Source organism: Streptomyces sp. NPDC052012, assembly GCF_040689265.1.
In the GTDB taxonomy this organism is placed as follows: domain Bacteria; phylum Actinomycetota; class Actinomycetes; order Streptomycetales; family Streptomycetaceae; genus Streptomyces.
Genome location: NZ_JBFAXA010000019.1, coordinates 115,432 through 137,453 on the forward strand (window position 1 = coordinate 115,432; position 22,022 = coordinate 137,453).

The window sequence follows — 22,022 nt, forward strand, 5'->3', positions numbered from 1 at the left end:
AAACGGGCAAAAGGCCAGTGACCGGCCCACCACCCCCAGGGACGCCATGGACCCCTACGTTGCCCAGGTCGCCGTCGTCGTCATCGGATACGACGACGCCGCCCACGTGACCGACGCCGTGCGCTCGGCGCTCGATCAGGGACCGGCCGTGCGCGAGGTCGTCGCCGTGGACGACTGCTCGACGGACGGCTCCGCCGATCTGCTCGCCCGGCTGGCCGACAGCGAGCCGCGCCTGCGCGTGATCCGGCTCCCGGTCAACAGCGGCGGCTGCGGCACCCCCCGCAACACCGGGATCGACGCGGTGACCGCGCCCTACGTCATGTTCCTGGACAGCGACGACGTCCTCCCGCCCGGCGCGGTGGACGCCCTTCTCACGGCGGCGGCCGGGGCGGGCGCCGACGTCGCGGGCGGGCTGTGCGTGCGGCGGGAGCTGCCGTCGGGGCGCGAGGTGCCGTGGGAGCCCGACCTGTACGCCGCGCCCGCCGTCGTCGAACGCCCCGCGCAGCGCCAGCGCCTCGTCCACGACACCCTCTGCGTCAACAAGCTCTACGCCACCGCCTTCCTGCGCGAGCACCGCATCCGCTTCCCCGAGGGCCGCTTCCCCTACGAGGACTTCGTCTTCACCGCCCGTCTGTGGGCCGCCTCCCCGCGCGTCGCGCTCGTCCCGGACCGGGTCTACGTCTGGCACGTCCGCCGCTCCGCGCGACGCCTGTCGATCTCGCTGGACCGCGCCGACATCGACAACTGGCGGGCCCGCACGCACGCGTGCCGCACCGCGTACGACATCCTGCTGGGCGCCGGCCACAAACGGCTGGCCCGTGAGGCGCGGGCCAAGTTCCTCGACCACGAGCTGCGCATGTACGTCCGCGAGCTGCGGCTGCACGAGGAGGACTACCGCCGGCAGTGGTGGACGCACACACGCGGCGTCCTCGCGGAGTACGACGCGGCCGACTGGGCGCGGGACCCGGTCGCGCCGGGCCGCCTGATCGGGCGGGTCGTGCTGATGTCCCCCGAGCCGCGCGACCTGCCCCGGCTGGCGGAACTGGCCGCCCGCCCGGCCCGCCTGTGCCCGCCGTACGCGCGTGCGTCGGACGGCTCGCCCTGCTGGTCCGAGGACCTGCCCGCGGTCGGTCTCGAGGCGCTGCTGACCCGTCCCGTGCGGCTGCTCCCGCTCGCCGTCGACGCGGAACTGCGGCCGCGCGTGCGGGGCACCCGGATGCGGCTGCGCCTGCACGAGCTGTACGGGCGGGTGGCGCGTGCGGACCCGGAGAGCGTGGAGGTGGAGTGGCGGCACCGGGAGGGGAGCGGTGCGGCCGTGCGCCGTACCGTCCCGCTGCGCCCGTCGCACCGGGACACCTGGGTCGCGGAGACGACCGTACGCCCGGCCCGGCTGGCCCGCCTCGGCGCGGGCACCTGGGACCTGCACCTGCGGGTGCGCTTCCGTGACGGCACGTCCCGCGCCACCACGGCCCACGCCCTCACCGGCCCCGGCCTGTTGCGCCGCAGCGCGGTACCGAGCCTCCGGCACGGCCTGGTCCTGATCCGCCCCTACGCCACGAACTCCGGCTCCCTGGCCCTCCGCATCGCCCCCGGCCTGCCCGGCGCCGCCTCGGTACTGCGCGGAAGGCTCTGGCGCCTGCTTCACTGAGAGGGCTCGACCAAGAGGGTTCTTCTCGACCGCACAGCACACCAGCACGGGCCAACGACGAGGGGACGGCCGCACATGACCTGGTTGATCACCGGCGGCGCCGGCTACATCGGGGCGCATGTCGTACGGGCGATGACCGAGGCGGGGGAACAGGCGGTGGTCTACGACGACCTGTCCACCGGCGTCGCCGAGCGCGTGCCGGACGGCGTACCGCTGGTGGTGGGCTCGACGCTGGACGGCGAGCGCGTGGCGCGCGCGCTGGCGGACCACGAGGTGACGGGCGTGGTCCACCTGGCGGCGAAGAAGCAGGTGGCCGAGTCGGTGGCCCAGCCCCTGCGCTACTACCGGGAGAACGTGGAGGGCCTGCGCGTCCTGCTGGACGCCGTGACGGCGGCCGAGGTCCCGTCCTTCGTCTTCTCCTCCTCGGCCGCGGTGTACGGCATGCCGGACGTGGACCTGGTGACGGAGGAGACCCCCTGCCTGCCGATGTCGCCGTACGGCGAGACGAAACTCGCCGGCGAGTGGCTGGTCCGCGCGACAGGCAAGGCGACCGGCCTGTCCACGGCCTGCCTGCGCTACTTCAACGTGGCCGGCGCGGCCCGCCCGGAGCTCGCCGACACGGGTGTCTTCAACGTCGTCCCCATGGTCTTCGAGAAGCTGACCGAGAACGCGCCCCCGCGCATCTTCGGCGACGACTACCCGACGCCGGACGGCACCTGCGTCCGCGACTACATCCACGTCGTCGACGTCGCCGAGGCCCATGTCGCCGCGGCCCACGCCCTGCGCTCCTCCCCCGGCCGCTCCCTGACCCTCAACATCGGCCGGGGCGAGGGCGTCTCGGTCCGCGAGATGATCGACCACATCACCGCCGTCACCGGCCACCGCCTCTCCCCCACGATCACCCCCCGCCGCCCCGGTGACCCGCCCCGGGTCGTCGCCTCCGCCGACCGCGCGGCGACGGAACTGGCCTGGAAGGCCAAGCACGACCTCCACGACATGATCACCTCGGCCTGGCAGGGCTGGCTGCGCCTCCACCCGGAGGCGGGAAGAAACTAGTCAGCCGCCTCAGAGCGCCTTGAGCGCCGCCGCCGTGGAGCGGGCCAGGGCGGCCAGGTAGCCCTTCGGGAGCTTCGGGGTGCGGATGACCACCGAGCGCCAGTAGAGGGGCCCGGAGATCAGGTCGAGGGCCAGGGTGTGGTCGAGGCCGGGGCGGAGGTCGCCGCGGGTCACCGCCGCGGTGATGATGCCCCGGGCGACCGAGTCCTGGCCCTCACGCAGGGCCTTCTGCAGCGCCTCGGCGATGTCGGGGTTGCGGGCGGCCTCGGCCTGGAGGTCGGGGATGATCTGCGAGGCCAGCGGGTGGCGCAGGGCGCGGGACGTGACCTCGTACAGCAGGCGCAGGTCGCCCTCCAGGGAGCCGGTGTCGGGGGCGGGCAGGCCCTGGACGGCGAGGGCCGAGACCAGGTCGAGGACCAGGTGCAGCTTGGAGCGCCAGCGGCGGTAGACGGCGGTCTTGCCGACGCCGGCGCGGCGCGCGATCCCCTCGATGGACATCCGCGCGTAGCCGACGGCCGCGAGCTCCTCGAAGACGGCCGCGCGGATCGCCTCCGTCACGTCCTCACGCAGGACCGCCGCCCCCGCGGGGGCCCGGCGGCGCGGACGGGGGCGCGGCTGCGGCTCGTCGGCGTTGGTCGTCATGCGCGCCAAGCATAGGGCGTCACGACGGAACGGTTGCGTTCCGACGTCGACCGGGCCTACGCTCGCGTTGCGACGATACGGTCCCGTCCCGACGTATCGCCGGCCACCCTCCTCATGCCCTCCCTAGCGAAAGCAGCGGATGTGAGTCAGGTCCTCCACACACCGCCTCCCGCACCGGCGGCCCCCTCGCCGGCCGCCGCCGAGCACGACCTCGCGGCACTCGCCGCCCGCCACGGGCTCACCGTCAGCGGCGCCCGCCCCTCGCTGCCCGCCTACGTCCGCGCACTGTGGGCGCGCCGGCACTTCATCACCGCGTTCGCCACCGCCAAGCTCACCGCCCAGTACAGCCAGGCGAAGCTCGGCCAGGTCTGGCAGGTGATGACCCCGCTGCTGAACGCGGCGGTCTACTACTTCATCTTCGGCGTGCTGATGCAGACCCGGCACGGCGTCCCGGACTACGTCCCGTTCCTGGTCACCGGCGTGTTCGTGTGGACGTTCACGCAGAGCTCGCTGCTGGCGGGCACCCGCGCCATCTCCGGCAACCTGGGTCTCGTCCGCGCCCTGCACTTCCCGCGGGCCGCGCTGCCGGTGTCGTTCTGCCTCCAGCAGCTCCAGCAGCTGCTGTTCTCGATGGCGGCGCTGGCGGTGATCCTGCTGGTCTTCGGCGTGCCGGTCGCCGCCTCGTGGCTGCTGGCGATCCCGGCCCTGGTGCTTCAGTTCACCTTCAACGCGGGCGTGTCCATGATCCTCGCCCGGATCGGGGCCGCGACCCCCGACATCGCCCAGCTGATGCCGTTCGTGCTGCGCACCTGGATGTACGCGTCCGGGGTGATGTTCAGCATCGACCACATCATCGCCAAGCACGGCAGCGATCTGCCGTCCTGGGTCGGTCCCGTCCTCCAGGCCAACCCCGCCGCCGTCTACATCGACCTGATGCGCTTCGCCCTCATCGACAGCTTCCAGGCGCACCAACTGCCGGACCACGTCTGGCTGATCGCGACCGGCTGGGCGCTGCTCGCCGGCATCGGCGGCTTCATCTACTTCTGGAAGGCTGAGGAGACCTACGGCCGTGGCTGATCACACCGACGAGAAGACCGGCGAGAAGATCCCCACCGTCATCGCCGACGGCGTCGACATCGTCTACCGGGTGAACGGCACCGGCGCCGGACGCGGCTCCGCCACCGCCGCCCTCAACCGCATCCTGCGCCGCAAGCAGACCGAGAAGGCCTCCGGCGTGCGCAAGGTGCACGCCGTGCGGAACGTGTCCTTCGTGGCGTACCGGGGCGAGGCCATCGGCCTGATCGGCACCAACGGCTCGGGCAAGTCCACGCTGCTCAAGGCCGTCGCCGGACTGCTCCCGGTGGAGAACGGCCGTATCTACACCGACGGCCAGCCCTCCCTGCTCGGGGTCAACGCCGCCCTGATGAGCGATCTGACCGGCGAGCGCAACGTCCACCTCGGCGGGCTCGCGATGGGGATGTCCCGCGAGCAGATCCGCGAGCGCTACGACGAGATCGTCGACTTCTCCGGCATCAACGACAAGGGCGACTTCATCACCCTGCCGATGCGGACGTACTCCTCCGGCATGGCGGCCCGGCTGCGGTTCTCCATCGCCGCCGCCAAGGACCACGACGTCCTCCTCGTCGACGAGGCGCTGGCCACCGGCGACCGCTCCTTCCAGAAGCGCTCCGAGGCCCGCATCCGTGAGCTGCGCGAGCGGGCCGGGACGGTGTTCCTGGTCAGCCACAACAACAAGTCCATCCGCACGACCTGCGACCGGGTGCTGTGGCTGGAGCGCGGTGAGCTGCGCATGGACGGGCCGACGGAGGAGGTGCTCGAGGAGTACGAGGCGTTCACGGGCGGCGCCGGCACCAGGAAGGCGGCCGGGGCCAAGCCCAAGCCCGCGGCCAAACCCGCGAAGGCCCCGCTTCCCTCGTGAGGCGCACCGCCGTTCCCTCGCCGGGCGCATCCCGGGCAGCCCGTTCGTCGTATTGATGCCACTATGACCGGAAGCGGGATGTCCGGAGTGTGACGGCGAGACGAAGGAGCCCCCGATGCCCGAGCTCAGCGTCATCGTCCACGGGCCGAACGTCCAGGACCACCTCACCGGGCTCCTCGACTCCCTCGTCGCGCACCCCCTCCCCGGCGCCGAGGTCGTCGTCGCCGCCGTCGGCGACTGGGCCCGGGAGACCGCCGAACGGTACGCCGCCGACCTGCGGGTGCTGCCGCTGCCCGACGGCACGTCCGACGCGGCGGCCCGGGCGGCGGGGGCCGGCCTCGCCACCGGCCGCCGGCTGCACTTCGTCCACGCCAAGGACGGCCTGCCGCCCGGCAGCACCCGCACCGTCGCCGAACGCGTCGCCGAGCTCCCGGACACCGTCGACGTCCTGCTCATGGACCACCTCCGCAGCACCTGGCGCACCTCCGGCCTGCCCTCCCCGGACGGCCCCCTCCTCGCCCGCGCGGGCCGCGCCGACCTCCCCCTCGACGACAGCGCGCCCCTGCTGCGCCTGACCCCGCTGCTCGGCACCCGCGTCCTGCGCACCGACTTCTGGCGGGCCCACGAGGCGCAGCTCAACACCGACGACGAGGCGTACGACGCGCTCGCCGCCCTGCTCCTCGCCGACCGCGTCGCCTGCCTGCCCCTCCTCGCCTACGAGGACCGCAGGCTGCGCCCGGCGAGCCTCCCGCCGCCCACCCCCGAGCAGCGGTACGCCCTGGTCGAACGCTACGAGTCCCTGCTGGAGCTCACCCACGAGCGCCCGGCCGCACACACCGTGCTGTACGAGGTGATGGTCCGGGACTGCCTGCGCACCTTCGCCCGCGGCGGCATGCCTGAGGAGGTGGCCCGCGAGTTCTTCCGCCGCGCCTCCGTGGCCGCCGTGCGCCTCCGCCCCGAGGGCCACCGCCGCCCCGCGGGACCGGAGGGCGTCCGCCGCGCCCTGCTGGAGGAGGGCGCCTATCGCAAGTACCGCGCCTTCCAGGCCGCCAACCGGGCCCGCCGCACCGTCCGCTCCGCGGTGCGCACCCGCGGCCGCCGCCTCGGCACCCGGCTGCGCGACCACCAGTACCGCAGGGCCCTGCACCGCCCCGTCGACACCCGTCTCGCGGTGTTCGCGGCCTACTGGAACCGCGGCGTCGCCTGCAATCCGGCCGCCATCGCCGCCAAGCTCGCCGAACTCGCCCCGGACATCCACCCGGTGTGGGTCGTCACCGCCGAGAACGCCGCGCTGCTGCCGCCCGGCACCGACCACGTCGTCCCCGGCACGCGCCGCTACTGGGAGGTGCTCGCCACCGCGAAGTACCTGGTCAACAACGTCAACTTCCCCAATGCGGTGGTCAAGCGCCCCGACGCGGTCCACGTCCAGACCCACCACGGCACGCCCCTGAAGCGCATGGGCCTGGACCAGATGCCGTACCCGGCCGCCGCGCAGGGCCTCGACTTCCAGGCGCTGCTGGAGCGCATCGACAAATGGGACTACAGCATCTCCAGCAACAGCCACACCACCCGCATGTGGGAGCGGGCGTACCCGTCCCGGTACGTGTCCCTCGACTACGGCTATCCGCGCAACGACGTCTACTACACCGCGGGCGCCGACGACATCCGCGCCGTCCGCGAACGGCTCGGTATCGCCCCGGGCCGCCGCGCGATCCTGTACGCGCCGACCCACCGCGACTACGAGGCCGGCTGGACTCCCCGCCTGGACCTCGCCGCGCTCGCCGACCGGCTCGGCGAGGACACCGTCCTGCTGGTGCGCGCCCACTATTTCTACGCCGGCACCGCCTCCCCGCTGACCGGCCTGCGCCGCTCGGGACGCCTCGTCGACGTCTCCTCCTACGACCCCGTCGAGGAGCTGTGCCTGGCCGCCGACGCCCTGGTCACGGACTACTCGTCGATCATGTTCGACTACGCCAACCTGGACCGCCCCATCGTGATCCACGCCGACGACTGGGAGACGTACCGCACCACCCGCGGCGTCTACTTCGACCTGATGGCCGAGGCCCCGGGCCCGGTGGCCCGCACCCAGGAGCAGCTCACCGAGATCCTCACCACGGACGCCTGGCGGGACGAGAGCGCGGCGAAGGCACGCGCCGCATTCCGGCGCAGATTCTGCGAGTACGACGACGGCCGCGCCGCCGAGCGCGTCGTACGCCGGGTCTTCCTCGGCCAGGACGAGGCCGCGCTGCCGCCGGTGCTGCCCGTCGAGGAACGCACCCCGGCGCCGAACCCTCAGGAGGTGGGCTCCTCATGAGCACCCAGGGCACCCCCGACGTGACGGTGACGGTCATCGTGCACAACGACGCCGAACGCCTCCCCCGCGCCGTCGAGTCCGTGCGCCGCCAGACCCACAGCGATCTGGAGATCGTCATCAGCGACGACCACTCCACCGACGACACCCCCGAGGTGGCCCGGCGGCTGGCGGCCGAGGACCCCCGCATCCGGTGTCTGCGCCTGCCGGAGAACAGCGGCGGCTGCAGCGCCCCCCGCAACCGTGCCCTGGAGATCGCCCGCGCGCCCTATCTGTTGTTCCTCGACAGCGACGACGAACTCCCTCCGAACGCCGTCGGGTCGCTGCTCGCCGCGCACCGCGAGCGGGAGATCGACTTCGCGATGGGCGCGGTGCGCCGGATCCGTGTCGACACCGGCCGCCGCTCCACCTGGATGCCGCACCTCGTGCAGGAGCGCCGCACCCTGGACGGCATCGAGGCCGACCCGCGGCTGTTCTTCGAGCACCTGGCCACCAGCAAGATGTACGCCCGCGCCTTCCTCGACCGGCACTCCCTGCGCTTCCCCGAGGGGATCCACTACGAGGACCAGCTTTTCTCGGCGCAGGCGTACTGCCTGGCGAAACGGTTCACGATCATCCCCGAGCCGGTGTACGTCTGGTACGTCGCCCCGTACGCCTCCTCCGACGCGGCGTCCATATCCAACCAGCGGTACAAGATCGCCAACGTCCGTGACCGCGTCCACGTCCAGCGCCTCATCGACGCGTTCCTGACCGACAGCGGGCACGAGGCGCTGCGCGAGGACAAGGACCACAAGTTCCTCAAGCACGACTTCCGCATGTACGCCGGTGACCTGCCCTACCGGGACGACGCATGGCTGGAAGCCTTCGCGGACGTGATGAACCCCTACCTGGACGTCCTCTCCCCCGGCGCCTACGCCCGCCTGCCGCGCGCGGAGCGGGTGGTCCTCCAGCTGGTCCGCGACCGCCGTCTGTCCGAGGCCCGGCTCGCCGCCCGGGGCCTGGGCCGCGGCGTCGCCCCGCGCCGGGTCGTCACGGACGCGGACGGCCGCACCTACTGGGGCGAGCGGCTCCCCGCATCCGCCGACGCCCGCCGCGAGCTGGACCTCACCGACCTGGACCTGGACACCCGCCCGTTCTTCAGCGCCCAGTTCCGCCACGAGATCACCGAGATCACCCGGGGCCCCGGCGCCTCCGTCGACCTGACCGTGCGCACCTACGACCCCGCCCTGCGTCTCCCGGTCGGCCCCCAGCGCGCGACCCTCCTCATCGCCCCCGGCCCGCGCCCCCTCACGGTGCCGTTCCGGCTCTCCCCCGTCCGCCCGGGTGTCTTCGAGGGCCAGGTCCACTTCGACGTGGCGACCGCGCCCCTGTCACCGGCCGGCTTCGCCGGTGTCCGTCATCCGCTGCTCCGCCTCACCCACCAGGGCCTGGCCAACACCGGCCTCCTGCTCGCCCCACTGGACTTCCCGCCGCTTTCGACCCGCGTGCCCTACCACTCCGGCGCGACTCCGCACCGGGTGACGATCGAGCCGGAGGGCCATGGCGCGGGCCGGCTTCAGGTGCGGTGGGAGCCGGTGGGGGTGACGGCCCGGGTGCTGCGGCCGGTGGTGCGCAGGGTGGCCCGGCCGAGGGTGAAGCGGGCGGTGCGGCTGGTGGCGAGCGCGGTGCGGTGAGGGGCCGGCGAGCGCGGTCCGGTCAGGTCCGGGAGCGCGGTGCGGTCAGGTCCGGGAGCGCGGTGCGGTCAGGTCCGGGAGCGCGGTGCGGGACTGATCACGGCGCCGGCACCTCGTAGAGCACCTGTCCCTCCGGCCCCCGGGCCACCTCCCGCAGCCCGGCGCCGTCCAGCACCCCGTACGCGTCCACGACCCACCGCACCCCGTACTCCCGCTCGGTCCACCGCCGCACCCCCTCCGGTGTCCCCGCCGCGAAGTACGTCTCCACGGCCGCCGCCCGCCGCTTCTCGTCCGGCAGGAAGAAGTCGGGGTAGCCGGGTGCGACCGTGTACGGGCCGTACGCGGGGATCCGGCGCGACGGATGCCGCTCGGCCAGCACCACCTCCCCGTACCGCACCCACGGCGTGATCCAGTGGTATCCGGTCCACGGCTCCCGGTACCTGGCCTCCACCGGCCCGGGCAGCGCCCCGCGCGGCAGCACGTACCCCAGCGTGCCCGACTGCGCCCACGCCCCGAGCACGAGCGCGGCGGTGAGGACGGCCGCCCATCCGGCGCGCAGCCACCGGCGCCCCGCCTCGACCGCCTCCAGCGCGACCGCGAGCTGCGCGGGGATCAGCACGGCGGGCAGGGCGCGCCCCCACGAGTAGTGCCCGCTCAGCCACCCCGCCGCCACGATCAGCGCCCCCAGCGCGAAGAACAGCACCAGCGGATCCCGCCGGTCGCGCCACCACCGCGCGCCCAGCGCGGCCACCCCGAGCAGCACGAGGCCGAACCGGCCGAGCCAGTCCCGGTACAGCACCCGGTGCACCGTCTCCAGGTCGTCGCCGGCACCGAGCAGCGCGAAGAAGTCGTAGTACGGCCAGGCCCACAGCAGCACCGCCCCCAGCAGCAGCCCCGCCGCGAGCCGCGTCCACAGCACCGGGTCGGGCCGCCGCACCGCGAGCAGCGTGGCGCACGCGCCGAGCGTGGCCACGACGCCCGAGAACTGGTGGCAGAGCAGGATCACCGCCCACAGCGCGCCCAGTGCGAGCCACGCCGCCCACCCACCGGGAGCCCGGATCGCCGCGCCGAGCCAGGCCCAGAAGTGGAAGGCGAGCCCGAGGGCGAAGGTGCTCGGGTACGACACCGTCAGCGCGAGCGAGGTGAGCCCGAGGAAACCGCTCCAGGTGTACGCGGTGGTGCCCCACACCAGCAGCAGGCTCAGCAGCGCGAGCGCGGGTGCCGCCCGGTGCGCACTCAGCGTCCGCACGTACCGCCACACGCCCGTCACCAGCAGCGCCAGCCCGGCCACGGCGGCCACCCGCAGCACGACGAAGACCGACAGCCCTGTCGCCCTGGCGAGCAGGCCGAGCAGCAGCATCCACGGCGAGTAGTACGGGCTCGGCGTGTCCGCGTCGACCAGCGGGTTGCCGGGGTCGAGCGGGCTGTGCCGCAGCCGTTGCACGGTCGCCGCGTGCATGCCCAGATCACCGGCCCAGGGCAGCCGGACGATCACCGCGAGCAGCAGGACGACGAGGAGCCCCGCGACCGCCATGGGAGCGACGGACGGGGAGCGGACGGTCACCCCACAGACATGCCCGAATCCATGACATATCCACCGTTTTCCGCCCAGAAGCCATCTAAGGCACCACAACGCAAGGGGGGCGCCCCGGGTCCTCGCGACCCGGGGCGCCCCCCTTGACGTACCGCCTACGCGGCCTGCGAGGTACGCACCGCCTACGTGTGGCTGCGCAGCAGGGTGCGCATCGTCCGCATCGCCACCGACAGGTTGGCCAGGTCGAAGGTGTCCGAACTCTGGATCTCGTCGAGGGTGGTGCGGGCCCGGCCGAGGATCGCCGCGTTCTTCTGCTCCCACAGCTGGAACCGCTGGTGCGGGGTGTCGGAGCCGTTGCCCGCCGCCAGCACGTCCGCGGTGACCGCCGCGTGCGCCGCGTACAGGTCCTCGCGGATGGCCGCGCGGGCCATGGACTGCCAGCGGTCCGCTCGGGGCAGCTCGATGATGCGGTCCATCAGCTGGGTGATGCGCAGCCGGTCGGCGAGGTCGTAGTACACCTCGGCGACGTCCAGCGGCTCCTTGCCCATGCGGTCGGCCACCGACACGATGTCGAGCGTCGGGAAGGCCGAGGAGAACCCGGCCACGCGGGTGGCCAGCTCCTCCGGGACCCCGGCGTCGGTCAGCTCGTCGTGGATCTTCTGGTACCACTCCAGGTCCGCGCCGCGCAGCAGCTTCGGCAGCTGCGACCAGACCAGCTCGACCCGCTCGGCGAAGAACTCCACGGTCTCCTGGAGCTCCAGCGGCTGCGGCCGGTTGTTCAGCAGCCAGCGCGTGCCGCGCTCGACCAGCCGGCGCGAGTGCAGCCGGATCCGGGTCTGCACCTCGGCCTCGACCTTGTTGTCCAGTTCCTCGACGGCGTCCCACACCACCGAGGAGCGGAAGATCGCGCGGGCCGCGGTCTGCGCCCGGACGATCTCCTCCAGCGACGCGCCGGTCTCCTCGCGCATCCGGTGCAGATACGTCGTACCGCCGGTGTTGACGGTGTCGTTGACCAGCACGGTCGTGGTGATCTCGCGGCGCAGCGGGTGGCCGTCGATCCGGTCCAGGAACTGCTCGCGCAGCGCGGTCGGGAAGTACGCGTGCAGCAGCACCTTCAGATACGGGTCGTCGGGCAGCGAGGTGTGCAGCAGCTCCTCGGCGACCGTGATCTTCGTGTACGCCAGCAGGACGGCCGTCTCCGGACCCGTCAGGCCCTGCCCGGTGGCGAGGCGCTCGCGGATCTGCCGGTCGGTGGGCAGGAACTCCAGCGCCCGGTCGAGGCTCCCCTCGCGCACCAGGTGCTTCATGAAGCGCTGCTGGGCGTGGAGCATGTCCTTGGACTGGGCGAGCGCGTTGGCGATGGCGGTGTTCTGCGCGTAGTTGTTGCGCAGCACCAGCCGGCCGACCTCGTCGGTCATCTCGGCGAGCAGCTTGTTGCGCTGCTTGACCGTCATGTCGCCGTCCGCGACCAGGCCGTTGAGCAGGATCTTGATGTTCACCTCGTGGTCGGAGGTGTCCACGCCGGCGCTGTTGTCGATGGCGTCGGTGTTGATCCGGCCGCCGTGCAGCGCGAACTCGATCCGGCCGAGCTGGGTCAGGCCCAGGTTGCCGCCCTCGCCGACGACCTTGACGCGCAGGTCCTTGCCGTCGACGCGGATGGCGTCGTTGGCCTTGTCGCCGACGTCCGGGTGGGACTCGGTGGACGCCTTGACGTAGGTGCCGATGCCGCCGTTCCACAGCAGGTCCACCGGCGCCTGGAGGATCGCCTTCATCAGGTCGGCCGGGGTCATCTTGGTGATGCCCGGCTCGATGCCGAGGGCCTCGCGGATCTGCGAGTTGATGGCAATGGCCTTCGCGCTGCGCGGGAACACGCCACCGCCGGCCGAGATCAGCTGGGTGTCGTAGTCGGCCCAGGAGCTGCGCGGCAGCTCGAACAGACGGCGGCGCTCGGCGTACGAGGTGGCCGCGTCCGGGTTGGGGTCGATGAAGATGTGCCGGTGGTCGAAGGCGGCGACCAGGCGGATGTGCTCACTGAGCAGCATGCCGTTGCCGAAGACGTCACCGGACATGTCGCCGATGCCGACCACGGTGAAGTCCTGGGTCTGGGTGTCCACGCCCAGCTCCCGGAAGTGCCGCTTGACGGACTCCCAGGCGCCGCGGGCGGTGATGCCCATGCCCTTGTGGTCGTATCCGGCGGAGCCGCCGGAGGCGAAGGCGTCCCCGAGCCAGAAGTTGTAGCTCTGAGCGACCTCGTTGGCGATGTCGGAGAAGGTGGCCGTGCCCTTGTCGGCGGCGACCACGAGATACGTGTCGTCCTCGTCGTGCCGGACGACGTCCGCCGGGGGCACGACCTCGCCGGCCACCATGTTGTCGGTGATGTCGAGCAGCGCCGAGATGAACGTCCGGTAGCTGGCGATGCCCTCGGCCATCCACGCGTCGCGGTCGACGCTCGGGTCCGGGAGCTGCTTGGCGACGAAGCCGCCCTTGGCGCCGACCGGCACGATGACGGTGTTCTTCACCATCTGCGCCTTCACCAGGCCGAGGATCTCGGTACGGAAGTCCTCCCGGCGGTCCGACCAGCGCAGACCACCGCGGGCCACCTTGCCGAACCGCAGGTGCACGCCTTCGACGCGCGGCGAGTACACCCAGATCTCGAACGCCGGGCGCGGCGCGGGGAGGTCGGGGATGGCCTGCGGGTCGAACTTCATGGAGACGTAGTCGTGCGGCTTGCCGCCGGCCGCCTCCTGGAAGAAGTTGGTGCGCAGCGTCGCCTTGATCACCGTGAGGAAGGAACGCAGGATGCGGTCCTCGTCGAGGCTCGCCACCTGGTCCAGAGCCGCGTCGACCTCCTCCAGCAGGGCGTCCACCAGCTCGTACCCGGCGCGCTGCCGGTCCGGCGACATGCGCGCCTCGAACAGCGAGACGAGCAGCCGCGTGGTGTGGACGTTGTTGCGGAGGGTGTCCTCCATGTAGTCCTGGCTGAAGGTGGAGCCCGCCTGGCGCAGGTACTTGGCGTAGGCGCGCAGCACCATCGCCTGCCGCCAGGTCAGCCCGGCGCTCAGCACCAGGGCGTTGAAGCCGTCGTTCTCGGCCTTGCCGGTCCAGGTCGCGGCGAAGGCCTCCTGGAACCGCTCACGGGCGTCGTCGCCGAGGTAGTCGAGACCGCCGCCGGGCGCCTTGGGCATGCGCAGCCCGAAGTCGTAGATCCAGGCGACGCTGCGGTCGGCGCACCGCAGCTCGTACGGCCGCTCGTCGACGACCTCGACGCCGAGCCGCTGGAGCACGGGCAGCACCGCGGACAGGGAGACCGCCTCGCCCTTGCGGTAGATCTTGAAGCGGCGCTCCTCGGGGGCCGCGCCGACCGGCTCGTACAGGCTGAGCTCGAAGCTCTTCTCCTCGTCGAGCTGCTCGAGGCGCACCAGGTCGGCGACCGCGCTGCGCGGCGAGTGGTCCGCCTTGTAGCCCTCGGGGAAGGCACCGGAGTAGCGGCGCAGCAGCTCGGCGGCGCGCTCCTCGCCGAACTCCGCGTTCAGCGCCTCGCCGAAGCCGTCGGCCCAGGAGCGGGCGGCCTCGACCAGGCGGGCCTCGATGCGCTCCTTGTCGGCGTCGGACAGCTCCGGCAGCTCGGTGCCCTGCGGGACCCGGACCACGAAGTGCAGCCGGGAGAGGATCGACTCGGTGTTCCAGGCGGTGAAGTCGACGCTGATGCCGCCGAGCTCCTCCTTGAGGATGTCGATGATCCGCAGCCGGACGCCGGTGGTGTAGCGGTCGCGGGGCAGGTAGACGAGGGCGGAGTAGTAGCGCCCGTACTCGTCCTGGCGCAGGTACAGCCGCAGCCGGCGGCGCTCCTGGAGGTAGAGCACCGAGGTGACGATGGAGCGCAGCTCGTCGACCGGGGTCTGGAACAGCTCGTCGCGCGGGTAGGTCTCCAGGATCTGCAGCAGATCGCGTCCGTCGTGGCTGTGCGGGGAGAAGCCGGCGCGCTCCAGCACCTCCTCGACCTTGCGGCGGATCACCGGGACCCGGCGGACCGACTCCGTGTAGGCGGCGGAGGAGAACAGACCGAGGAAGCGGCGCTCACCGATGACGTTGCCGTCGGCGTCGAACTTCTTGACGCCGATGTAGTCCAGGTACGACGGCCGGTGCACGGTGGCCCGGCTGTTGGCCTTGGTCAGCACCAGCAGCTTGTGCTCGCGTGCCTTGGCGCGGGCGTCGGCGGGCAGCCGCTCGAAGGAGGGGCTGACAGGGTGGCTCTCGTCGGTGGCGTGATGCGGGTCGGAGCGCAGGATGCCGAGGCCGGTGCCGGGGACGGCGGCCAGGGAGTCGTCCTCGCGCAGCTGATACTCGCGATAGCCGAGGAAGGTGAAGTGGTCGTCGGCGAGCCAGCGGAGCAGCTCCCGGGCCTCCTCGACCTGCTGCGTGGGCAGGTCGTCGGGAACGGACTCGGCCGGCAGCTCCTCGGCCAGCGCGGTCGCGGCCTGCCGCATCTTGCCCCAGTCCTCGACGGCCTCGCGGACGTCGGACAGCACGCGCAGCAGATCGGCGGTGATCTGCTTGAGGTCGCCGCGGTCGGTCTCGCGGTCGATCTCGACGTGGATCCAGGACTCGATGTGGGCGTCGTGCGGGAGGTCGCCGGCGGGCCGGGTGGCGAGGACCTCGATCAGCTTGCCGGTGAGGTCGCGGCGGACCACGACCTGCGGGTGGATGACGACGTGGATGCCGCGGCCCTGGCGGGTCAGCTCGTTGGTGACGGAGTCCACGAGGAAGGGCATGTCGTCGGTGACCACCTCGACGACGGAGTGGCTGCAGGTCCAGCCGTTCTCCTCGACCGTCGGGGTGTGGACCCGCACGTTGGCCGTGCCCTGGGGGCGGTTCTCGGCCAGCCTGAAGTGCGAGACAGCGGCTCCGAAGATGTCGACCGGGTCGCGGTCGGTGAGGTCCTCGGGGGCGGTGTGCAGGTAGTAGCGCTGGAGGAACGCGAGCACGGACTCCCGGTCCGGGGTGCCCTCGTCCGCCGTCCCGGTCGGTAGTTTCCCCCCGGCCGGGCTGTTCTCAGCTACCCGGGCGGCCCTCTCGAGCAGCTCGGCCTTGGCTTCGTCCAGCTTGGTCTGCATTGTCCTCTGGCTCCTGTCGCGCGCCGTTGCGTGACGTAGAAGGAAGTACGGTCTCTGCCCTTGCGGTGCGGTGATACGACACGGGGTGTCCGGTCTGTTCCGACGCTATGCCGCGAGGTGAGATGAGCGGGGAAATATGAGCCACTCTTGAGCTGCCCGCTGGGTGCGACGCCGATCTCCGGTGCGCCGTCACCCGGGCCGTGGATGGCGTCCCGGGAGCTCCGAGAGCCCCCTCCCGCCCGCGAGGACCAGCGACCGCCGCCCGGTCACGGATGTCGTCCGTGCTCTCCGGGCGCACAGCGGGGACACCGATGTCCCCGCGAGCTATCGCGCTGATCACGCCACCAAGGCTATCGCTCCTTACAGGGGGCCCGTCATGAGCCGTATGTGTACAAAACCGGGGGGCGAAGTTTGACGTTCTGCACAGTGCACACCGCGTGCGCGGGGCGTACCGAGCGCGCTCGGCGTACCGCCGCTCACGGCGTGGGCAGCGGTCCTCGGCGTGCCGGCCGCGCCGGGGTCGAGGCTCACGCCGCCAGGCGCTCCGCCTCCGCCACGGCCTCAGCGAGCGTGTCCACCACCGGTACGCCCACCGCCTCCAGGCTGGCCCGGCCGTGGGAACCGCCCGTGTACAGCACGGCCCGCGCACCGACGGCCTGGGCGGCCAGCGCGTCGTCGGCGGCGTCCCCGATCACCACGGTGCGCGCCGGGTCGACGCTTCTGAGCGCGTCGAGATGGCGCACCATGTGCTCCGCCTTGCTGCCCCCGGAGGGACCCGTCCGGCCGTCGACGCGTATGAAGTGCGGCTCGATCCCGAAGTCCCGGACCAGTGGCACAAGATCATCGTGCCCGTACATGCTCAGGATGGACTGACTGCGCCCGGCCGACGCCCACCCCGTCAGCAGCTCCTCCACGCCCTCGGCGAGGGAGCACAGCGCCCGGTGCTCCGTGTAGTACCGGTGGAAGGTCGCGTCCATGACCTCCCACTCGGCGTCACTCGGCAGCCGGCCGAGCAGCCGCTCGTAGAACTTCGGCACCGGCACGCAGTACAGCTCCCGGTACCGCTCCAGCGTGATCGGCTCCAGCCCGAGCTCGGCGAAGGCCGCGTTCGTCGCCCCGATGACCGCGTCGACATCGTGGAACAAGGTGCCGTTCCAGTCCCAGACGATGTGCGCGTCCGTCTGCATCCCCATGCCCGCAAACGTACCCGCCCCCACTGACAATCAAGAGAACGGCAGGTCGACGGGCCTTCAGCCGGCGGTGCCGACGTCGATCAGGTTCGGGATCTCCTGCGTGGCGTACCAGAGCAGTTCATGGTCCTCGGCGCCGTCGACGACGAACTGCGCGTCGTCGTCCCCGGCGTCCGCCGCGGACAGCGCCTCCACGGCCGCCGTCACGTCGGCTTCCGCGTCCGCCGCGTCCACGTGCACGGCCGCGGCCTTGGCCAGCGCGACATCGCCGACGACCCGCACCTCGCCGAGCGTGTCCGGGTCGAGTGCGCGGCCGGGGTCGGTGGAGGCCGCCTTGTCGGGTACGTCGACGGCGACCACGACCCGCCGCCTGGGCGCCCCCGGATCCGCCGCCAGCAGCCGAAGCGAGGCCAGGGTGGCGCGGTTCAGCGCGGCGTACTCCAGCTCCTCGAGGTCGTCGGAGAGGTACCACTCGCGCAGCGCGGGCGTGACGGCGTACGCGAGGAACGGCCCCTCGGCCAGCTGCCCCGTCTTGTACGCCTCGGCGAGCCCGGGAAGGGTCAGGGGGACGTAGACGCGCATGTCGGCCGCTTTCTGGGTCGGAGTGGGTCGGAGTCGTGACGGGCCTTCAGGATACGCGCGGGCGTCCCCCATCGAGTTGCCCTCCACACCCCCGACGGCGTCCACCGGCGTCCCGGAATTCACCCGCCGCTCCCGCTCCCTTGCGGGCTCGCGCAGCCGCACGCCACTCGGATAGGTGAATCCTGCCGCCCCCCGGGCTCGCCCGCCTCCTCCTTGCCGCCGCCCCCGACCGCCCCGTACAAGATCCCCAACCACGAAGTTACCGCCCGGTATCGCCCGGCTCCCCAGCCGGTCCCCGAGCCCCGGGCCGTCGAACGGGGACCCCCATGAACAAGGTCATGACCAGGACCCAGACCCGCCGCACCTCCCACCAGGACCCCCGCACGCCAGCCACCGCACCGCAGACCGCACCCGGCCCCGCACCGCAGACCACACACGGCCCCGCACCGCAGACCACACACGGCCCCACCGGAGACCGCCCGGTCCCCGCCGGACCGCATGACAGCGTCTCCACGACGCGCGCCAGGCCCGCCCGGACGGGAGCCCGCCCAGACCCCACCGAACCCCTCGCCCGCCCGACCCGCAGCACTCCCCCCGGCGCCTCCTCGGCGCGCCCCACAGCCGCCCCGGCCGCCGGGAACCGACCAGCTGCTCTCCAGCGCGCCGCCGTGTCCGGCGACGGGCGCCCCCCATCCCGCCCCGCGGGCACCACCCCGCCCCGGGTCCCCGTCGGCAGGGGGACATCCGCGTCCTCCGCCGACGGCAGGCGCCGTCCGTCCGGTGCGGCGCCCTCCACCCGGCCCGCCGACAACCGCCCTGCGTCCTACCGGGCCCCGCGTCGGCGCGTCGCCGCGCCGGGGCCGGCCCCGCGGAGCACACCGGCGGTGGCCGTCCCCGGCGCCGTCCCGACCGTGCCCCGCGTCCCCCAGCAGGCCCCCCGCCGGCCCCTCCCCGTCCCCCAGCTCCGCCCCACCGATCACTTCGCCGAGCTGCTCCTCGCCGTGCTCAGCGGCCAGCGCCCCGTGCACGCCATGCTGCGGCACACCGCCGGACGGGCCTACGACGAGCTGGCCCGGCTCGCCGAGCGGGGGCCGCTGCGCACGCGCGGTGCCCGGCCCGTCGTACGGGACATCGGTTACTTCGTCCCCCGCGAAGGCGCCCTGGAGGTCTTCGCCCGCATCGCCGCCGGCGACCGGCTGCGCGCCCTGGCCTTCCGGCTGGAACAGGGCCGGGACCTGCGCTGGCGCTGCACCGCCGTCGAAGTGGGCGGCCCCCGCGCCCACCACGCCGGCGCCCACTGAGCGACCGCACGACGCCCGAGGGCCGGGCATCCTGAGATGCCCGGCCCTCGGCCCGCTCGAACCGCTCCCCGCTCACTGGGGAGCCCCGCTCACTTCTTGCGGCGACGCCCGCCCCGCGCCTGCTTGCGGCGCTCGGCGCGCGTGAGACCGTCGGCCGGGGAGCGCACCGGCTCGCCGTCCTCGCTGAAGTCGCCCTCGATGGTGCCGCCCTCGCCGTCCACGGTCGGCGCGGTGAAGTGGAGGTTCCGCCGCTGCGGCGCCTCCAGGCCCTTCGCGCGGATCTCGGGGCGGGAGCCCGCCTGCGCGGGCACCGCGTCCTGCTTCTCCAGCGACGGCGCGGTGTCCTCGACCGGGACCTCCTCGACCTGCTGCTCGACCTGGACCTCCAGGTTGAACAGGTAGCCGACGGACTCCTCCTTGATGCCGTCCATCATCGCGGTGAACATGTCGAAGCCCTCGCGCTGGTACTCGACCAGCGGGTCCTTCTGCGCCATCGCGCGCAGGCCGATGCCCTCCTGGAGGTAGTCCATCTCGTAGAGGTGCTCGCGCCACTTGCGGTCCAGCACCGACAGCACGACCCGGCGCTCCAGCTCACGCATGATCTCGGAGCCGAGCTGCTCCTCACGCTTCGCGTACTGCTCGCGGATGTCGTCCTTGATGGACTCGGAGATGAACTCGGCGGTCAGCCCGGCCCGGTCGCCGGCCGCCTCCTCCAGCTCCTCGATGGTGACCTTGCACGGGTAGAGCTGCTTGAAGGCGCCCCACAGCCGGTCCAGGTCCCAGTCCTCGGGGAAGCCCTCGGCGGTCTCCGCCTGCACATAGGCGTCGATGGTGTCGTCCATGAAGTGCTGGATCTGCTCGTGCAGGTCCTCGCCCTCCAGGACGCGGCGCCGCTCGCCGTAGATGACCTCGCGCTGCCGGTTGAGCACCTCGTCGTACTTCAGGACGTTCTTACGGGTCTCGAAGTTCTGCTGCTCGACCTGCGACTGGGCGGAGGCGATCGCCCGCGTGACCATCTTGTTCTCGATCGGCACGTCGTCCGGGACGTTCGCCATCGACATCACGCGCTCGACCATCTGGGCCTTGAACAGCCGCATCAGGTCGTCACCGAGCGAGAGGTAGAAGCGCGACTCGCCCGGGTCGCCCTGACGGCCGGAACGACCGCGCAGCTGGTTGTCGATACGCCGCGACTCGTGCCGCTCGGTGCCCAGCACGTAGAGGCCGCCGAGCTTCTCGACCTCCTCCTTCTCGGCCTTGACCGCCGCCTCGGCCCGCTCCAGCGCCGCGGGCAGGGCGTGCGCCCACTCCTCGATGTGCTCCTCGGGGTCGAGGCCGCGCTGGCGCAGCTCCGCCTCGGCGAGGTCCTCGGGGTTGCCGCCGAGCTTGATGTCCGTACCACGGCCGGCCATGTTGGTGGCCACCGTGACGGCGCCCTTGCGGCCGGCCTGGGCGACGATCTGGGCCTCACGGTCGTGCTGCTTGGCGTTCAGCACCTCGTGCTGGATGCCGCGCTTGCTGAGCTGCTGCGACAGGTACTCGGACTTCTCCACCGAGGTCGTGCCGACGAGGATCGGCTGGCCCTTGCGGTGCTTCTCCTCGATGTCGTCGACGACCGCCTCGAACTTGGCGACCTCGGTGCGGTAGATCAGGTCCGACTGGTCCTTGCGGATCATGGGCCGGTTGGTCGGGATGGGCACCACGCCGAGCTTGTAGATCTGGTGGAACTCGGCGGCCTCGGTCATCGCCGTACCGGTCATGCCGCACAGACCCGGCATCTCCTTGCCGTTGTGGTCGTGGCGCTTGTAGAGGCGGAAGAAGTTCTGCAGCGTGATCGTGGCGAGCGTCTGGTTCTCGTCCTTGATCGGCACGCCTTCCTTCGCCTCGATGGCCTGGTGCATGCCCTCGTTGTAGCGGCGGCCGGCGAGGATACGGCCGGTGTGCTCGTCGACGATCATGACTTCGTCGTCGATGATGACGTAGTCCTTGTCGCGCTTGAAGAGCTCCTTGGCCTTGATGGCGTTGTTCAGGTAGCCCACGAGCGGGGTGTTCACCGACTCGTACAGGTTCTCGATGCCCAGCCAGTCCTCGACCTTCTGGACACCGGACTCGTGGATGGCGACCGTGCGCTTCTTCTCGTCGACGTCGTAGTCGCCGGTCTCCTCGATGCCCTTGAGCGGCTGCCCGGCCTCACCGCGCTTGAGGCGCTTGACCAGCTTCGCGAAGTCGCCGTACCACTTGGTGGCCTGATCGGCCGGACCGGAGATGATCAGCGGCGTACGGGCCTCGTCGATCAGGATGGAGTCGACCTCGTCGACGATGGCGAAGTTGTGCCCGCGCTGGACGAGTTCCTCCTTGGACCACGCCATGTTGTCGCGCAGGTAGTCGAAGCCGAACTCGTTGTTCGTGCCGTAGGTGATGTCGCACGCGTACTGCTCGCGGCGCTGGGCCGGCGTCATGTTGGCGAGGATGCAGCCGACGTCCAGGCCCAGGAAGCGGTGGACGCGGCCCATCATCTCGGAGTCGCGCTCGGCCAGGTAGTCGTTGACCGTGATGATGTGGACGCCCTCGCCGGACAGGGCGTTGAGATACGCGGGCAGGGTGCCGACGAGGGTCTTGCCCTCACCGGTCTTCATCTCGGCCACGTAGCCCATGTGCAGGGCGGCGCCGCCCATCATCTGCACGTCGTAGTGGCGCTGGCCGAGGACGCGCTTGGCGGCCTCGCGGACGGTGGCGAACGCCTCGGGCAGCAGGTCGTCCAGGCTCTCACCGTCGGCGTACCGCTGCTTGTACTCATCGGTGAGGGCCCGCAGCTCGGCGTCGGAGAGGTCGACGAAGTCCTCTTCGATGGAGTTGACCTGGTCCGCGATGCGGTGCAGCTTGCGCAGGATTTTGCCTTCGCCTGCACGCATGATCTTCGAGAGGACGGACACGGGGGTTGGTCTCCTTGCCGGTCGGGCCTGGGACGGTCGGTTTCCGTTTCACTGACTGAGCAACGGCCATCGTATGCGAGGACCCCGCCGCGCCGGGAGGCC

General features: G+C 72.0%; 13 protein-coding genes. 7 read left to right on the forward strand and 6 right to left on the reverse strand.

What is annotated here, in order from left to right; translation table 11 throughout:
• Window positions 1-46 precede the first annotated feature (46 nt).
• Together AB0412_RS26250 and galE are read left to right on the forward strand one after the other, a co-directional pair.
• Window positions 47-1,648, forward strand: a complete 1,602-nt coding sequence (locus AB0412_RS26250) for a glycosyltransferase family 2 protein (protein ID WP_366405035.1) — start codon at window positions 47-49, stop codon at window positions 1,646-1,648.
• Window positions 1,649-1,723: 75 nt separating this feature from the next.
• Window positions 1,724-2,704: a UDP-glucose 4-epimerase GalE gene (gene galE, locus AB0412_RS26255; protein WP_366405036.1), complete on the forward strand. Its 981-nt coding sequence runs from the start codon at window positions 1,724-1,726 to the stop codon at window positions 2,702-2,704.
• Between the two features lie 9 nt (window positions 2,705-2,713).
• Here the strand turns inward: galE and AB0412_RS26260 are convergent, their stop codons facing one another.
• Window positions 2,714-3,346, reverse strand: coding sequence for a TetR/AcrR family transcriptional regulator (locus AB0412_RS26260; RefSeq protein ID WP_366405037.1), 633 nt, complete (start codon window positions 3,344-3,346; stop codon window positions 2,714-2,716).
• Between the two features lie 141 nt (window positions 3,347-3,487).
• Between AB0412_RS26260 and AB0412_RS26265 the strand changes: the two genes are divergently transcribed.
• From AB0412_RS26265 to AB0412_RS26280, 4 genes are all read left to right on the forward strand, one after another.
• Window positions 3,488-4,423, forward strand: coding sequence for an ABC transporter permease (locus AB0412_RS26265; RefSeq protein WP_366405038.1), 936 nt, complete (start codon window positions 3,488-3,490; stop codon window positions 4,421-4,423).
• Window positions 4,416-5,285 carry an ABC transporter ATP-binding protein gene (locus AB0412_RS26270; RefSeq protein ID WP_366405039.1) on the forward strand — a complete coding sequence of 290 codons (870 nt, stop codon included), beginning with the start codon at window positions 4,416-4,418 and terminating at the stop codon, window positions 5,283-5,285. The genes AB0412_RS26265 and AB0412_RS26270 overlap by 8 nt, the downstream gene beginning before the upstream one ends.
• A 115-nt stretch (window positions 5,286-5,400) precedes the next feature.
• Window positions 5,401-7,599: a CDP-glycerol glycerophosphotransferase family protein gene (locus AB0412_RS26275; RefSeq protein ID WP_366405040.1), complete on the forward strand. Its 2,199-nt coding sequence runs from the start codon at window positions 5,401-5,403 to the stop codon at window positions 7,597-7,599.
• On the forward strand, window positions 7,596-9,269 hold the full coding sequence (locus AB0412_RS26280; RefSeq protein WP_366405041.1) for a glycosyltransferase family 2 protein: 1,674 nt from the start codon (window positions 7,596-7,598) through the stop codon (window positions 9,267-9,269). The genes AB0412_RS26275 and AB0412_RS26280 overlap by 4 nt, the downstream gene beginning before the upstream one ends.
• A gap of 97 nt (window positions 9,270-9,366) precedes the next feature.
• Here AB0412_RS26280 and AB0412_RS26285 read toward each other — a convergent pair whose 3' ends face one another.
• The 4 genes from AB0412_RS26285 to AB0412_RS26300 form a co-directional block, all read right to left on the reverse strand.
• Window positions 9,367-10,803, reverse strand: coding sequence for a hypothetical protein (locus AB0412_RS26285; RefSeq protein ID WP_366405042.1), 1,437 nt, complete (start codon window positions 10,801-10,803; stop codon window positions 9,367-9,369).
• 182 nt (window positions 10,804-10,985) lie between these two features.
• Complete coding sequence (locus AB0412_RS26290) at window positions 10,986-15,917, reverse strand: NAD-glutamate dehydrogenase (protein ID WP_366405043.1); 4,932 nt, start codon at window positions 15,915-15,917, stop codon at window positions 10,986-10,988.
• Between the two features lie 527 nt (window positions 15,918-16,444).
• On the reverse strand, window positions 16,445-17,110 hold the full coding sequence (locus AB0412_RS26295) for an HAD hydrolase-like protein (protein WP_366405044.1): 666 nt from the start codon (window positions 17,108-17,110) through the stop codon (window positions 16,445-16,447).
• A 57-nt stretch (window positions 17,111-17,167) separates the two neighbouring features.
• Complete coding sequence (locus AB0412_RS26300) at window positions 17,168-17,689, reverse strand: hypothetical protein (protein WP_366405045.1); 522 nt, start codon at window positions 17,687-17,689, stop codon at window positions 17,168-17,170.
• A gap of 668 nt (window positions 17,690-18,357) precedes the next feature.
• Here AB0412_RS26300 and AB0412_RS26305 point away from each other — a divergent pair.
• Window positions 18,358-18,990 (forward strand): Rv3235 family protein, encoded by a 633-nt coding sequence (locus AB0412_RS26305; protein WP_366405059.1) that lies wholly within the window; start codon window positions 18,358-18,360, stop codon window positions 18,988-18,990.
• Window positions 18,991-19,079: 89 nt separating this feature from the next.
• Here AB0412_RS26305 and secA read toward each other — a convergent pair whose 3' ends face one another.
• Window positions 19,080-21,920 carry a preprotein translocase subunit SecA gene (gene secA, locus AB0412_RS26310; protein WP_366405046.1) on the reverse strand — a complete coding sequence of 947 codons (2,841 nt, stop codon included), beginning with the start codon at window positions 21,918-21,920 and terminating at the stop codon, window positions 19,080-19,082.
• Window positions 21,921-22,022: the final 102 nt, after the last annotated feature.